This is a genomic window from Shewanella sp. GutDb-MelDb, from assembly GCF_002836075.1.
Classification (GTDB): domain Bacteria; phylum Pseudomonadota; class Gammaproteobacteria; order Enterobacterales; family Shewanellaceae; genus Shewanella.
Genome location: NZ_PJBM01000249.1, coordinates 1 through 15,979, shown reverse-complemented (window position 1 = coordinate 15,979; position 15,979 = coordinate 1). Strand labels below are relative to the sequence as shown.

Annotated in this window: 11 protein-coding genes; 3 read left to right on the top strand and 8 right to left on the bottom strand. The window is 41.7% G+C overall.

Features of this window, described 5'->3' with window-relative positions; translation table 11 throughout:
* Window positions 1-15: 15 nt before the first annotated feature.
* The 6 genes from rsmG to CXF82_RS16650 form a co-directional block, all read right to left on the bottom strand.
* On the bottom strand, window positions 16-639 hold the full coding sequence (gene rsmG / locus CXF82_RS16675; protein WP_102044607.1) for a 16S rRNA (guanine(527)-N(7))-methyltransferase RsmG: 624 nt from the start codon (window positions 637-639) through the stop codon (window positions 16-18).
* Between the two features lie 109 nt (window positions 640-748).
* Window positions 749-2,638: a tRNA uridine-5-carboxymethylaminomethyl(34) synthesis enzyme MnmG gene (mnmG, locus tag CXF82_RS16670; protein ID WP_102044606.1), complete on the bottom strand. Its 1,890-nt coding sequence runs from the start codon at window positions 2,636-2,638 to the stop codon at window positions 749-751.
* Window positions 2,639-3,098: 460 nt separating this feature from the next.
* Window positions 3,099-3,539 carry an FMN-binding protein MioC gene (gene mioC, locus CXF82_RS16665; protein ID WP_101089534.1) on the bottom strand — a complete coding sequence of 147 codons (441 nt, stop codon included), beginning with the start codon at window positions 3,537-3,539 and terminating at the stop codon, window positions 3,099-3,101.
* Between the two features lie 624 nt (window positions 3,540-4,163).
* Complete coding sequence (locus CXF82_RS22380) at window positions 4,164-4,322, bottom strand: class I SAM-dependent methyltransferase (protein WP_180961221.1); 159 nt, start codon at window positions 4,320-4,322, stop codon at window positions 4,164-4,166.
* Between the two features lie 192 nt (window positions 4,323-4,514).
* Entirely contained in the window at window positions 4,515-5,918 is a 1,404-nt protein-coding gene (locus CXF82_RS16655) for a methyl-accepting chemotaxis protein (protein ID WP_102044605.1), read from the bottom strand.
* Between the two features lie 658 nt (window positions 5,919-6,576).
* Window positions 6,577-7,221, bottom strand: a complete 645-nt coding sequence (locus CXF82_RS16650; RefSeq protein ID WP_101089537.1) for a LysE family translocator — start codon at window positions 7,219-7,221, stop codon at window positions 6,577-6,579.
* Window positions 7,222-7,505: 284 nt separating this feature from the next.
* Here CXF82_RS16650 and CXF82_RS22705 point away from each other — a divergent pair, with 284 nt between their 5' ends.
* Entirely contained in the window at window positions 7,506-8,027 is a 522-nt protein-coding gene (locus CXF82_RS22705) for a type II secretion system protein (protein WP_101089538.1), read from the top strand.
* Between the two features lie 311 nt (window positions 8,028-8,338).
* Window positions 8,339-9,268, top strand: a complete 930-nt coding sequence (locus CXF82_RS16640) for a DUF1186 domain-containing protein (RefSeq protein ID WP_102044604.1) — start codon at window positions 8,339-8,341, stop codon at window positions 9,266-9,268.
* A 344-nt stretch (window positions 9,269-9,612) separates the two neighbouring features.
* Here CXF82_RS16640 and CXF82_RS16635 read toward each other — a convergent pair whose 3' ends face one another.
* Window positions 9,613-11,568 carry a DUF2075 domain-containing protein gene (locus tag CXF82_RS16635; protein ID WP_102044603.1) on the bottom strand — a complete coding sequence of 652 codons (1,956 nt, stop codon included), beginning with the start codon at window positions 11,566-11,568 and terminating at the stop codon, window positions 9,613-9,615.
* Window positions 11,568-11,795, bottom strand: a complete 228-nt coding sequence (locus CXF82_RS16630) for a helix-turn-helix domain-containing protein (protein ID WP_102044602.1) — start codon at window positions 11,793-11,795, stop codon at window positions 11,568-11,570. Before CXF82_RS16630 ends, CXF82_RS16635 begins: the two co-directional genes overlap by 1 nt.
* A 1,430-nt stretch (window positions 11,796-13,225) precedes the next feature.
* Between CXF82_RS16630 and CXF82_RS16620 the strand changes: the two genes are divergently transcribed.
* Complete coding sequence (locus tag CXF82_RS16620; RefSeq protein WP_102044601.1) at window positions 13,226-15,814, top strand: helicase-related protein; 2,589 nt, start codon at window positions 13,226-13,228, stop codon at window positions 15,812-15,814.
* Window positions 15,815-15,979 lie beyond the last annotated feature (165 nt).

Here is a 15,979-nt window from a genome sequence, read left to right as displayed (position 1 = left end):
GAGATGCAGCTTAGATTAACTAACCTTCACTACACGCAGCAAATGACGCTGCTCATCAAGCTTAGGAACAACAAGTTCGATGGTGTCAGCAACAGCAAATCCTGCTGGCAAGTTTGCCAACTCATCCTGACTTAGCTGGCCCTTTAACGCATAAAAACAGCCGTCAGCTTTTGGCAAATGGTGGCACCATTGCAACATGTCTTGAATCGAGGCAAACGCACGGCTCAATACACCATCAAATAACTCTTCAGGTTGATAGGCTTCTACCCGACTCTCAATCGATGAAATATTGTTGATCCCAAGTTCAAATTGAACCTGCTTTTGAAAACGAATGCGTTTACCTAAACTATCAAGCAATACAAATTCTTTATCAGGATTTAAGATCGCCAACGGGATCCCCGGTAAACCCGGGCCGGTACCGACATCAATAAAACGCGATCCTTGCAGGTGTGGCGAAACCACTAAGCTGTCCATGATATGTCGAATGAGCATCTGCTCCGGATCACGTACAGAAGTTAGGTTAAATGCCTTATTCCATTTATTGAGCATGCTAACAAAGTCAACAAGTTGCTTTTTTTGCTGCTCGGTAGCCTCTAGGCCAACTTCAGCCATGTATTCGTTTAACTGGGCAAATAACACTGGTAGTGTCCTCAAAACAATTTAAATCAGATATTCATCGGTATGATGAAGCGCAAAAAAGATGAAAGGAAGCCTCAAAGCTTCCTTTCATCGTGCATAACAAGGTTATTTAGGCGCTTTTTTTCAGTAAACCGCGTTTTTTCAAATGAACTAATAATATTGAGATTGCAGCTGGCGTCATGCCAGGGATACGCGAGGCTTGACCAACCGTTTCAGGTTTGTACTCATTCATCTTTGCAATGACCTCGTTAGACAAGCCTGGGATCTCTTGATAATCAAGATCCAGCGGCAACCCAGTCGTTTCGTTACGGATCGCTTTATCAATCTCGTCTTGCTGTCGCTGAATGTAACCAGAATACTTAACTTGGATCTGTACCTGTTCAGCAGCACGTTGATCTTCAATACCTGGACCAAATCCGTCAATTGACATCAATGTTGGGTAATCTAGCTCTGGACGACGCAGTAGATCTTCAAACGTGGCTTCGCGTGCAATCGGGGTTTTTAGATGTGGATTTAACACATCAACAAGCGGTGATTTGGGGTGGATCCACTGGCCACGTAAACGCTGTAGTTCAGTTTCGATCGATTCCACTTTCTCACTAAATAGTGCCCAACGATTGTCGTCAACTAAACCAAGTTCACGACCTTTTTCGGTTAAACGAATATCAGCATTGTCTTCACGTAGCAGCAAGCGGTATTCCGCACGGCTAGTGAACATGCGATAAGGTTCTTTAGTGCCTAATGTCGACAGATCGTCAACCAACACGCCAAGGTAAGCTTGGTCGCGACGAGGGCACCAAGTGTCTTTGCCTTGAACTTGCAATGATGCGTTCATGCCCGCTAATAAGCCTTGTGCACCCGCTTCTTCATAGCCTGTGGTGCCGTTAATTTGTCCGGCAAAGAATAAACCATTGATAGTTTTGGTTTCTAATGAATTTTTAAGATCGCGTGGGTCAAAATAATCATATTCGATCGCGTAGCCAGGACGCATGATATCTGCGTTTTCCATGCCTTTTATCGAACGAACCAAGTTGAGTTGCACGTCAAAAGGTAAGCTTGTTGAAATACCATTAGGATAAATTTCTGTGGTATTTAATCCCTCTGGCTCAATAAATATTTGATGCGAATCTTTATCTGCAAAACGATTAATTTTGTCTTCGATGGAAGGGCAGTAACGTGGGCCAATACCCTCGATAACACCCGAATACATCGGGCTACGATCCAGTCCTGCACGAATAATATCGTGGGTTCGCTCATTGGTATGAGTGATATGACATGAGACTTGTTCTGGATGCTGGCTAACGTCACCCACAAACGACATAACCGGCAAAGGATTATCACCTTTTTGCTCTGTCATTTGAGAAAAATCAATGGTGTTTGAGTCTATGCGTGGTGGTGTTCCGGTTTTTAAACGACCCACTCGAATAGGTAACTCACGCAGACGATGAGCCAGGGCTATCGCCGGAGGATCGCCAGCTCGGCCGCCGCTGTAATTTTCTAATCCTATGTGGATTTTGCCACTCAAAAAAGTACCTGTCGTTAACACGACTGCAGGGGCTTCGAACGCTAAACCCATTTGGGTAACAACACCCACCACGGTTTCATTTTCAACCACAAGATCGTCTACCGCTTGTTGAAAAATACGCAGGTTGGGTTGGTGCTGTAAAATCTCTTGGATCTTATGTCGATAAAGGGCTCTATCCGCTTGAGCACGAGTTGCTCGTACTGCTGGGCCTTTGCTCGAATTTAATGTTCTAAATTGAATCCCCGCAAAATCCGTGGCAATTGCCATGGCTCCGCCGAGCGCATCAATTTCTTTAACCAGGTGTCCCTTTCCGATGCCGCCGATAGCTGGATTACAGGACATCTGTCCTAAGGTATCTATGTTGTGGGTTAGCAAAAGTGTTTTGGAACCCATTCTGGCAGAAGCTAACGCAGCTTCAGTTCCAGCATGACCACCACCAACAACGATTACATCAAACCGTTCATGAAAATGCATTCGACAGCCTTCGATTGTTAAAAGGATAAAATTCTGTTTCTGAGCGGATCATTTTAGCATTTGCTTTGCCTAAGGTGAACGATCAATTTTGCTTGTTTTGATCAACACCGATCTGCTTAATAGATCTTAAGATCTTTAGATAGATCTCTTATTATGTTTATTATTAAGGGCGGCTTTTTCGGTGGATAACCCGAATTCCTTATTAGAATCATGAGTTAATGAGCGATCAAACCTGTTATTAGATCGCGATCAAACTCACCTAAGCTTGGGGATAGATCGGCTAGTTATCCACAGGGTGGATCATTGACCAGATCGAGGGTGAATTAATACAGAGGTTAATCAGATCTAAATAATAGGTTATCCACATATTTGTTATTTTTTGACTTAATATGTGGATAAGTATGATCTAAACTGTGAGTGCTTTAAAAGTTAATAGGTAAAAGCGATCAAGAAAAGGATCTTAAAGTTGATCTTGCCAGCCGCTCAACCAAGCTAGGGCGGGTTCTTCTGGAATTGGATCGTATTGTACATCGATCTGGATCTTATCCACAAAAACTTGTGCACCGCATAAGGCCAGTGCTTCCACTAATTTTTCGGGGCCTTGGCAAAAAGTATCGTAACTCGAATCACCAATCGCACATAATGCAAATTGGGTGGTCAGCAGATCCGGTTTTTTAGCTAAGATCTCGTCCATAAACGGCACTATATTGTCTGGAAGATCGCCTGCTCCATGAGTTGAACAGGCGATCAACCATAGCGATTTTGGGTCCAGATCATCCAAATTAGGAGCCAAATGTACGATAGTTTCATGGCCTAGATCGTTCAATTGCGCCGACATTTCATCAGCAACATACTCTGCACTTCCTAGCGTTGTGCCTACTAATAGTTCTACTTTTGCCATATATGTTCCTGATCTCATCTTCAACTGAGCTATTTAGTACGTGTTTAACGCATAAGATCATCACTAATCTATCTAATTTATCGTTACGATCTGCGTTATGTTTGCGCTAATCATAAGGTATAAGCCGATTTTTACTAAGCAGATTACCGTTTAATATGTGTAAATGGGGACTGAGGCATTGTCAGTTAACTAAAGTGAAAACAATATAATAGGGTCTATGAAAGTGTGCACATCGACTATGTTAGGTCAGTACTGGCTTGATTTTAATGGAATTGAAGCACTCAATCGAACGATGCCAATAGGTTTATATGAGTTGCCTAGCAAGAGTGATTACAGTGCTAATCATTGAGTTTATAGAGTGAACGTATTAGCTTTTTATCGCATATAGCAGGTAGTTTTCGTCAGCGTTATTGGTCACTTTCCACCGGGTTAAAGCTCATTCCTTCTGCTTTTACGCTGCGTAAACCGTGGGGCGTGAATCTCTTTCGGTGTAACGAAAAAAACGCCAATCTCGAGTCCCTATGGGTAGGTAATGCATCAGATATTCGGCGCTGATATGCCTATCAGGTATGATTTTATTATGCGGTTAAGTGTCGGCATGATCAGCAATCTACCCGGCTTAAGTCATTGGCAGCAGGTATTAATCAATGCTTCTTGAGCGTCTACATGTTCGATGACCTCAGTGTTGAGTACAACATCATACTGATTAGTCACACTTATTAGCTCTTTCTCTCCAGTCGTTAATAGTGATTCAGCTAAACGATGCCGATAGTCTACCGTCACGGAGTTACTGTGAGCATGCCAGAACCGAGGCGCAATAGAGGGCCTTGCCTCTGAAATACTACATTCTCGCTGAGCGAACAATTTTTATTATGATTGGTATGAGATTGATTTTAATGAAAAAAACTGTCGAGTCACGAATGACATCGACAGCTTACATTAATATTAGACGTTAAGATCTTAGACTTTGAGATCTTAGACTTTGAGATCTTTCATCAGATTTTCTAGCACATCGGCTTGGCTGTTTAAGGTTTCTATTTCGCTGGCTGTCTGAGTCACCATTAAGGCAACACTTTCTGAACCTGTTCGCACCAGATCCACATCGGAGGCGATATTGTCTGCCACGGCGCCTTGTTCTTCGGCTGCTGCGGCAATTTCAACACTGCGATCGGCGATATATTGGTTCTGACTCGTTATTTGGCTGATGTTCTTACTCACCGACTCCATGAGGGACTCACTGGTTTCTGCTTCCGCGACCGTCTGCTTCATCACTGTAATAAGGCCCTGACTGTTACTCTGCAGTGCCTCGATCATCTTCTGAATTTCTACTGTGGCAGTTTGTGTTCGACCGGCCAGGGTGCGTACTTCATCCGCGACAACAGCAAAACCTCGTCCCTGTTCACCCGCTCGAGCGGCTTCTATAGCAGCATTGAGTGCGAGTAAGTTTGTCTGCTGAGAGATGGCATTAATAGTGGAAACTACATCATCGATCTGTGAGGCACTCGAGTCCAAATCTGCTACGGCACCGGATGCGGCATTAATTTCTGAGGTCAGCTTTTTAATTGCTCTCTGAGTCGACTCTACCTGAGATAGTCCTAATGTTGCGGTTTGGGTAGCATCACTGGTTTGAGTCGAAGAATCATGGGCATGACTCGCCACCTCACGAATAGAGGAGGCCATCTGTTCGGTTGCACTGGCCAGTGAATCGATACGTTCTTGCTGTTGACTGGTTAATGTGGCGTTTTCATTACTACGTTGACGCAACTGAGAACTGATCTGTTGAATAAGGGCGATGGCTTCCTGAGTGGTTTTTACCAATACATGCTCACGTTCCGAAACTCTATCGATCGTCTGAGCAATAATGTTGAATTCATTACGCGCCGGAGCATAAGCAATGCGGGATGCGAGATCGCCATCGGCCAGACGTTTAACAGCATCGTAGATATTAAAGAGGGCACCGCCCATAAATGATCTAATGTAATAATAACTGATGATGATAAAGCCGATACAAAACAGGATGATGGCGTAATGGCCGAGACCTAAGGTAGAGAAAATCCCAGGTAGTGCTTTGGCGCTTATAGACACGTTTGTATTGGGAACTTGAGTGGCGTATGCCCCCTGATTTCCAAGCTTGAGGTTACTGTTAGCGAGAATACCTGACAGCTCATTTTGACTTAATTCTGTTTTAGATATCAGATTAGATACCAAGTGAATTTCTTGCTGTAATTGTTTATTTTTCTGATCTTGTTCGGCACTGATTAAAGTTAGGCTAACGATAAGCATTACCAGCAGCGAAGAGAAAAACAGGATTAAAAAATTCTCCTGTAATTTGATATTTACCAGAAACTTGTCTATCCAACGGAAAGCGACTTCTTTCATTATGATCATCCTAAATTTGGCGTGATAGTTGGCTGGCCATCCTGGCTCAAATTATATTGCTTTAACAGTAAGCAGCACTTTGTCTACTTGTTGCTACAGCTTGAAAATATTTTACTTCAATAGATGCTTTGTTTGAACAAGATTGAGGTAAAAGTGTTAATGAAAATTCGATCTAATATCAGGTTTTTCTTCATTTTTTCTGTCACAGAACAAAAGAAAATGGAGTGTTCATTAGCCATCTTCATGATGGTGAACATATCAACTCTTGCTTTATAAAAGTAAAATACAGGGCCTCAAATCAACAAAGTATTAACAAATAAATTATTTGAATACAGCTTATTAAAATAATTTGAAGGTATTTATCTGGCCATCTCTTTTATCACTTTCGAAAACACTAAGGCTGGGGGGGAATGAGGTCATCGCTGCCCTCAGCGTATGTTCTTTATCGACCAAACTCGCCAAATATTGAGGGAGTGTTCGCTAATAAAAAAAATAGTTCTAGGTGACTCTTCTGTAAAACGGCTGGGAAAATCTTATGGTTTTGTTTTTGTGGGAGTTGTATCTGAGGATCATGACGGCAAAAAACGAGAATTGACTACGAGAGATTCACTTCCGTAGTCATCTATAACCGGCTGTGCCAGTTTATCAATTATATTACTTAGCTCATGGTTTGAACTTGAGAGGCCAACAACCAGATGGCGAGGGCAAAGAATATAAAGCCCATAAACTTATTCTGATTCGCCCTGAATTTCTCATTTTTCAATAGTGGTTTACCCAGGCTTCCAACCATAGCGACAAGCAGTAGGTTAAACAGTAATCCCATCACATTGAGCAATAAGCCCAAAGCTAGCATCTGCTCACCTGAACTTGCGCTTAGTTGAGTTGAAACAAACTGTGGTAGAAACAATACAAAGAAGATCAGTGCCTTTGGGTTTAACAAATTACTCATCACCGCTCGACGATATAACTGTTTAGCCAGATTATGTTGTTGTTCTATCTCTGGTGTTTCAGCAGCAGAACTGCGCATGCAATCCCAACCCATTTTCAGTAGATAGGCGGCACCTAAAATGCGTAATAACTCTAGTGCCATTGGGTTCATAGCCACTAAAGCTGACACGCCCATAGCCGCAAGAAAAGTCAAAATAAGGCCCGATGTGGCATTACCTAAACTGGCATACACGCCTACTTTTTTACCATAGCTCAAGCTTGAGCTGGCGATAAGTAACATGTCAGGCCCAGGAATTAACAGTAGGGCGACTACGGTAGTTAAATAAAGAGGAAGTAAAGCCAGATCGATCATCATTAATGCACTATATAAAAGGAAAGAATCAAACAAGGCGCGGATTCTACAGTTATCCAACATGAATGAAAGTCATGTAGTGTTTAAATGAGATCTACAGTTGGCAGGCTTTGTTTACGCGAGTACAAGCCGCTTTAGGCCTGGCGCGACTCAGGTTGATATTTTTAATAGGTTAGAGGCTGTATTTATTCCTTTTTGCATAATTTGAGTTAGTTAACCATTTGCGAATTACCTTTTTAAAATGGATAGTATTCAATATAATAGTGTTCCACTTATTGTTTAATAAAATGAACTATTCAATGCGGAAAAATGGTTTTACTCTTATAGAGTTAGTTGTGACTATTATTATTTTAGGCATACTTTCTGTGATCGCAGTCCCTCGTTTTATTGAACTACAATCAGATGCTCGAATTTCATCTTTAAAAGGCTTAAAAGCCGAGATGAATGGCGCTATGAGTGTGCTATATGCCAAGTCAGTTTTACAAGGCTTAGAGAGCAAGCCTAAACCCGCTCCAGGTGAAGATAACGTTATCATTATCGATGGTGAAGACATTGATTTAGTTTACGGTTATCCCGCTGCTGATGCCGCTAATAGCTGGAGTAAACTGATCATGGCCAAGTTTGAAGATTCGGTGTTTAACTCCGAACGACCAGCTGATTGGTATTTTAATAATAATCCAGCTAAGCCATTTATCCGTTTTATGCCACAAACTAAGAAATTCAGTGGTGATAATTGCTACCTCAAGTATACCGAGGCACAAAGCCCTACCACACCACCAGTATTTGAGATTGTCGATTCTGGTTGTTAATACGACTCACGTTAATTAGTCACTAATGTTGCAGCCTCTGTCCAAAGGGAACTGGGTATAGGGTCGTGCCGTTCCCACGTTATATTCATAGCTTGAGCATCGTTGGTTCCGATTTAGTTAATCTAATTTAAGTTCACAAATCTCATGGTATTTATCTTCTCTATTGGACTCTCACTGCCACAGCATGAGTTGTTTAACCATTTTTTATGCTCAATATTGGCCTATCCGTTGCTATAACCATTTTACTTGGGGCTTTAAGGCCCTCTTTTGCTACTCTATGAGACAACATCACCTTTTACCTTGAATGTAATATGAAATTAGCTGAGATAATGACCACACTGAGTCGTGGCGACTTAACAAAACTCCCCGTTGATGCTTTGCAGGCGGCAAGGCTTCAGTGGCCTGAGCTACTGCCGGTTATCGATGAATTGATGCAGAGGTTTATCGTTAAAGAGGAGCTGACCGATCCTGAGTCCAACCTTCTTTTCTTCGGGTTATGCCTTATTGTCGATCGTAAGCAATATAGTTGTTTTGATTCGCTGATAAATCTCACTAACAAGGACGACTGTAATAGTCCGTTAGAAGTGCTACTCGGTGACTTTATCGCTTCAGATCTTTCCACTGCTTACTACATTTTGGCTGAGGGTAAGCCTGAGCAACTTTGTTTATTAGTTAACTCTGATCAAGCGGGCGAAATCGTTAAGATGTCTGCCTTAAGTGCACTTTTTTCTCAACTGCATACCGGCCAAATTGATAGAGAGACACTTAATCAAAGTGTTCCTGGCTTTATCGAAAATCTGCTCAAAAGTAATCACTCAATAGCACTTTTTGAATTGATTAATCTGTTAATTTCTAATGAGTTTAATCAATACCATAGCCAGTTTGTTGGTTATGTTAAAAGCAAAGTGATAGACGAAGGCCCTGCAGAGAATCAGTGCATCATCGATTGGGATAATCAGTCTATCGGTTATTCAGAGTGGGAAAGTGGTCTAATTAGCGGGGATTATGATGTTATCGACTCCCTAAGCCAGTGGGCGGGTTTCAACTCAGAATCTGATATGAATGATGATGACCTAATGGCAGTTTTTGACGACCTGATGAATACGCCAAAGGAACTTGACGATAGCTATTTTGAAAACCTTGATGCTAAGCAGCCTTTTATTGCCGATATTCAAGCCGGTCGCAATGATCCCTGTCCCTGTGGCAGTGGCAAGAAATACAAGAAGTGTTGTTTGAATTAGACCGCTGCTAAACAAAGAGTTGGTTGTTGTATATTCATACGGTTGAAAGCATTTTTTGTTAGGTGTTGGTTTAATTTATAATCCGCGGTTCGCAGAAAGTGCAGATGCTTCAGCGAGTAGCCGCAAGTACTTCTGACCTACATGGACAGTAGGAAATGGAGAAAAATGCCTGGAACATTTTCTTCCATTTGGGCTCTTCCAAAACATCTGACCTACATGGATAGTAGGAATGCCTAATAATGTCGGGAACATTATTGGCCTTGTTTTGGAAGCTCGCAGCCGTATCTACACTTGCTATCTAAAAGCGGTGTTTCTTCTATTTAGTTGTTTTATGGGTAAGCATATTAAATTTCTTCAATCCCACATTTTTTTAAGTATTTAAAAGTATTATCGTAAAACTCTACTTTTCTGGTGATGTCATTATCATTACCTTCAGGTAAAAATATGACCATACCTTGACGTGATCGTGTCATTAATACACGGTAAGCATTTTCTAAGTATCTTTGGTTTTCTGCTTTTTTTCGCTGCTCCCATCTTGTTCCTCTAAACCTCCAATGCTCAAATTTATTTGTACCAAACCGGTAATCAGCATCCCAAGCAACTAACCCCCAGTCTATTTCTAAGCCCTGAACATCAAATTCAGTTGCTACGTCTTCTAAGAAATGTGAAGACCGAATATCTTCAGACTGTCCTAAGAACCAAGCTTTAGGTTCTATGGTATTTTTAACAAATATTCCTTCTGCTTTTAAACGGATACCATTGGAAGAGGCTAGCATTCCTTTACTTTCGTTTGCTCGAGATTTGAGTTTTATCCAACTCTTTGCTACCTCCAAATTACGCGTAATTTTAATAGGATATAGGTGCTTAAAAGTCCCATAGAGTTGCTTTGCCAATTCACTGTTTCCAGCTATTAAATAATGAATGCAGCTAGATAGCTTTTCGGCTCGGAATGAACGCATGGATGTTGCTAGATGTAGACAAGGCATTAGGTTGCCATTGGATAAACTGTTGGAATCTAGTCCCGTAGAAACATATTCTCCGTTTAGCAGATCTGCTGAGTAATATGCATTCCAATGTGAAAACTTATTTTTTAAAGCGTCTAACCAACCAGATAAGCCTATTTCACCGGTGTTAATTTCTTGGCCACCACCTATAAGTGCAACGATAACTGCCCAGTCTTTATGACGATCCATTACTTCAATTAGATATTCTGGTTCAGATTTATTAAAGCCAATTTGATTGCGCTTAGTTTGCATGAATTTACTTGTTTGCTCAGCATTCCACGCACGTTGTGCTTCGTCAAAAATAGCAACTTGTTCAGGGGGCTTATTCCCGTCAAGGGAATCATCTCTAAATTTATGAATATTTTGAATGAATTGTTCTGTATAGCGTCTACATTCTCCTAAACCTTCACTCGTACGCGAATTCCTATCTTTAGCTAAAGCTTCTTGCAATACAGAAACTAAAGGGCCATTACCACTTAAGAAAACAGAATATTCCTCTTCTTCGGGGTTTGAGTGAGAGCTGGCAATATTTAGACCTACCAATGTCTTCCCTGCACCAGGTACACCTGTTACAAAACAAATAATCTTTCGTTTTTCTGAACGTGCTTCATGAATGAGTTGCTGTAATCGATAGCTTGTTTGTCCAAGATTCTGTGAGTCAGCTTCACTACGAGCTATATCTTCGACTTTATGCTCTGCATAAAGGGCTTGAGCAGCTTCAATAATTGTAGGAGTTGGTAGATATCCGGATTCAGACCAATCTATAGCATCAAAGTTTTCTTGGTTAGATGTTGTAGCTATCTGATTAATGGCTTTAATCAGTTCTTTTTCGTTAATGCATAAGGTTTCTGCAACACCATCATCTGCGAATTTTGGCGGAAAAAAGAGGCTGTGAGTTTTAGTTGAAACGAGTATTGGAGTTATAAATTTATTATGGCTAGCACTGTGAAAATTCTTCAAATCTAAGGCGTATCCGTGCGCTTGTCTCATATCAGAATTATTAAAACCCACCTTGCCAACTTTAAATTCAATAACGAAAATATGTCCTTTAAATACTATTATTACATCCGCTCTACGCCCCATTCTTGGGATCATAAACTCGAAGAATATATGTCCTTGAAAATCTCTATATTTGGATAATAAACTTTTTAGTAGTTCAATTTCTGCTAACCATGATTTTGTTTGTAAAAACTGTAATTGTTGGGTATGACGGCTAGTTATTTCCCCCACAATAGTGCATGAATCTGCGGATAAAAACTCTTTAAAAGTGGCGGAATAAAATGCTCGTTGAGTCATCATCTATCCTCAACTGCAAAATCTAAAAGTTTGGTTGCTGGAATATTCAATGCGTGAGCAATTTTGAACAAATTGATGATACTAACGTTTCTCTTTCCTCGTTCAATACCACTGATATAAGTTCGATCTATATCTGCTTTGAGAGCTAGTTGCTCTTGAGATAAGGAATTAGATAAACGTAATTTTTTTACATGAGCACCGAACGCTACCAGTAAGTGATCATCCATGAAGAATCCTTTGAAAGTTTTTCAAGATCATCTTTGTATGTAGACAATGAGTCTACGGACTATGAGTCACATTTATCGTATTGTGTAATTTATGACTATTTATATTGAAAAAATAACTCTTGGAGTGACTTACATATGCAGATGCTACTGTGGACGTTGATAGAATGGTTGTTTATTCACATCCATTTAATCGCGATACTTTTTAATCCATTCATACCAGATGTAATAGTACAGTCTTCATGGAAGGTGCTTTTGAAATTCAAAATAGGCAATTAACAGAATTAACCGCTGATATCCTTGTTGGTTTAGATAATCTAAGAATACTCAAATTTATACTCATTTCATAAACTATAATTAAGTATCTAAAAACTCATGTGTTTTTCACAATTATTGAATATAAACAGTAGTTCAGTAAAATTTGAACTGGGGTTTGAACTTAGTTATTATCCATTATATATCGATAAGAGCTGGCACAATGATGTGTGCCCAAGCTTTATGTTTAAGGCAAAGATAGACTCTGAGATCTCAGGCTTAGAGGACAGCAGCTAATACCTAGTCCTCTGGGTCGATTATCCAAATAAAGAGGAACGAGAGAACACGATTACGAGTGGCTATTCTATCGTTACCGCCACTAATCTTGGCTCACTGCATGAACCTGAAACTTCTCTAAACATTGGCCATGATGAGCATAGTTTCACCCTGTTCGAAACCGAAGAGAGCGAAGCGCTGGCTCTATATCTATCCAATTTATCAATCGAACCTTTTTATCCCGTTTAGAAATATCTAAGTCATTCAATCGAAGTGATAATTGAGCATGAGGCAAATAATAGGTTTAATCGCCTCATTTGTTGAGGCGAATAGTCTATTTAATTGACTCATCACTGAAAATATCCGAATCGGTCATCATAAATAAATGCTAAATAGAAGTGATAGTCTTCGAACGAGAGGCAAGGATGCCGAACTGGCTTTTAAACATGGAGGTTGTTTGAAATCGCTGAGCCCACAGGGCCCATTTTGTTCCTTACAAAATTTGGCATTTCCTCCACTGACCCATAGGGATATGGGAAATGTCTTTAAAGAAGACCCTGTAGGTCAGATGTGCTTGCGGCGACTCGCAGAAGTATCTGCATGGAGGAGATAGATTACCTTTCTGCTAAGCCAAGCATAACTTTATCCAAGAATACAAAAGCTGATGAAAGCTAAAAGTTCTTTCAATCTTGTGAACAGACAAGGTGCAGACGACAGGTGTACAATATGTCAAAGCCATGAATAACATCTTCATAAGCCAGCAAACAGATCCATTAGTCCTCAAGTAGCCCAATAAGATCAGCGCCAACGTCGCCGGCCCCAAGAATCGTAAATACTTCGATTATAAATTAGCCGATAAGCCTTCCAACCTCTATGTTAATAATTAGCCATACGCGACCACTATGAAAAAGCAGCCTCAAGCCGAACAGTGTCAATCACCGCAAGCTCCTCTTCCCAGCGATTCTTTCGCTATCGACTCTTTACCGATAGATGCACTCTATGATGAGTTTAAATCTGCCATTAAAGACCATCACTTGGTGGTTGAGTCTGATACGGGGTCGGGTAAATCGACGCGTTTACCGCTTTGGTGTGCTGAACCTGAGAGTGATGGCAGAAGAAGGCGAGTGTTGGTGGTGGAGCCTAGGCGGGTGGCGTGCTTGGCGTTGGCCAGTTTTGTCGGCGAGTTAGCTAAAGGCTCTTTATCAAAAGGTGCTAGGCCGTTAAACGTAGGCCATGCCATTCGTTTTGATTCAACTGTTGATGAAAATACCGATATTGCCTTTGTGACGCCGGGTATCGCGTTGCGTTGGCTGTCTATGGACGGGTTGTCACTGCAACACAATGGTATAGATGAAAAAGCGGGCTTGGCTTGTTTTGATACGGTGATTATTGATGAGTTTCATGAGCGCCGTTGGGATACCGATTTACTGTTAGCATTACTTAAAAAGCGTGCACAACACCGTTTAATTCTCACGTCTGCGACGATTGATGGTGCAAGGTTGAATGACTACTTGTCTGATTCTATTGGAGTTAAGTCCAAGAGGTTGTTGGCAAAAGGTAGAATGTTTCACGTGGAACTAACGTACCAGTCAATGGACAGTCAGCAGTTACCGGATATATCCAGTTTAGAGCAAAAGGTCAAAACCGCACTGACATCACTTCTGAGTAAAACGACTGGCGATGTTCTGGTGTTTTTACCCGGTAAACGCGAAATCCAATCTTGTTTACAGGCGTGTCAGTCTTTAGCTCTATCAACGTCATCAGCGGGTAGCACACCCCATATTGATCTGGTTGCGCTACATGGCGGAATATCTGCCACTGAGCAACAGTCGCTGTTAGCCAATGCGGATACACAGCGGGTTATTTTTGCGACCAATATTGCTGAAACCTCTTTGACTATTCCTGGCGTGACGGCCGTGATTGATTCAGGGCTTGAGCGGCGCACACATCAACGTAATGGTCGAACGGTGTTGTCGTTGGCCCGAATATCAAGAGCCAGTACTGATCAACGAAAAGGGCGCGCGGGCCGAACTCAAGCGGGCTTATGTGTGCGTTTATGGGGTGAGCACGCGCCATTAGAGGCGATGACACCACCAGAACTACAGCGCGAAGAGTTAGTTGAACCTATGTTGGCCGCGGCATGCAGTGGTGTGCGCTTAGCGGAATTAACCTTTGTTGATGCGATTAACAGTAAACCGCTAGCAATAGCAGAAAGCCGCTTACTTGCTATGGGGGCCATTGATAATCAGGGCAAAGTCACAGCTCATGGCAGAAAGTTATTCCCGTTGCCGATAGATACGCAGTTCGCGCATTTGATTAGTGCTATGCCAGATGATGAATGCACTGAGTTAATGGTGGATTTAGCTGCGGCGATTAGTGTGCCACAGCGTTTGTATCAGCAACCAACGGCAGAATACGATGTTAAGTCGCTGCATGAATGGGAACCGCTGGGATGTGACGCATTTACCCTGGTTAAATTGATTCGAGAGCCGGCTGTCGATTTTGTTAATATTGACCATCACGGCATTAAAGAAGCCCGCAGGCTAGCGAACCAAATTAGACAAGGTTTAGGTCTGCCTAAACTGAATAAGGCCGCGGTGTTAGATCGTAAATCAGAGGCTTTGCGAACTCGTTGGTTGTTGGCGGTGATTAAGGCACTACCAGAGCTGGCGTTTGTTCGGCGTATTAAACGGGTACAAGCGTTAGGTAATGGCTTTAGTGAAGTACAGATAGGCCGTGATAGCCGCTTTAGTGCTGAACTTAAAGATTATGCCGGTAAAGAGGCGGCAATTGCTGCGGTGGTATTTGACCAACACTCTATTGCGGGTAAAGGGGTGAAGCAAACATTGAACTTGGCTTCAATAATGGCGCCCATTTCAACTCAGCTAATTTGCCAAGCGGGATTAGGTGAAGACAGGTTAGCTGAAAATAAAGAGCGCTCATCGACGCGTAAAGTGCTTATCGAGCGGCTATATGCTGGCAGAGTGATAGATTCTCGTTTTGAGCGGGCATCGGGTGAGCAGGCGACAGAGGCTATTGCCCGTAGCATTATACAAGGGCGTGAATTGTCAGGTGTTGCTAAGCGCTTAACGGCTGATATTGCGGCATGGAATATATGGTTTGCACTGGGAAAAACAGCAGAGTTTGAAAATGAGATTAAACAGCCTTTAGTGCTCGATACTTATCTTAAAGACAAGCTGGTGCAATTAGGGGTTGAGAGCTTTGAGGATTTAAGCTTGCTTGAGGGTGATGATTTACTGTTTGACGGTATCCCTGATTGGCAGCGCGAAGAGTTTGATCAGCTCTATCCTGCGGTACTGCAATTGCCTGAGCTTAAGTTGACGGTTGCGTATGAACCAAAACGTAAGTTGGTTATTTTAGATTACGTTAAAGGTGGCCGTAAGCAGGGGCCTACACGTTGGGAATTACCGCGCTGGATAGGTTGGAAGATCCAATACCGCAAAGCGAGTCGTGTTATTGATATCAAGTAATATTGGCGTAGATCTTCGAGTAAAGATCAATACGACTAATTGATGATCTTAACTACTGCTGATCCACTTTTACACAGGCTGAAATATTTAAAGTTTTTTTTCTGAGTATAACTTATCAAGAAAGATCTATTTTCTGCATTTTTTTTGAGGATCGTTATTAATGTT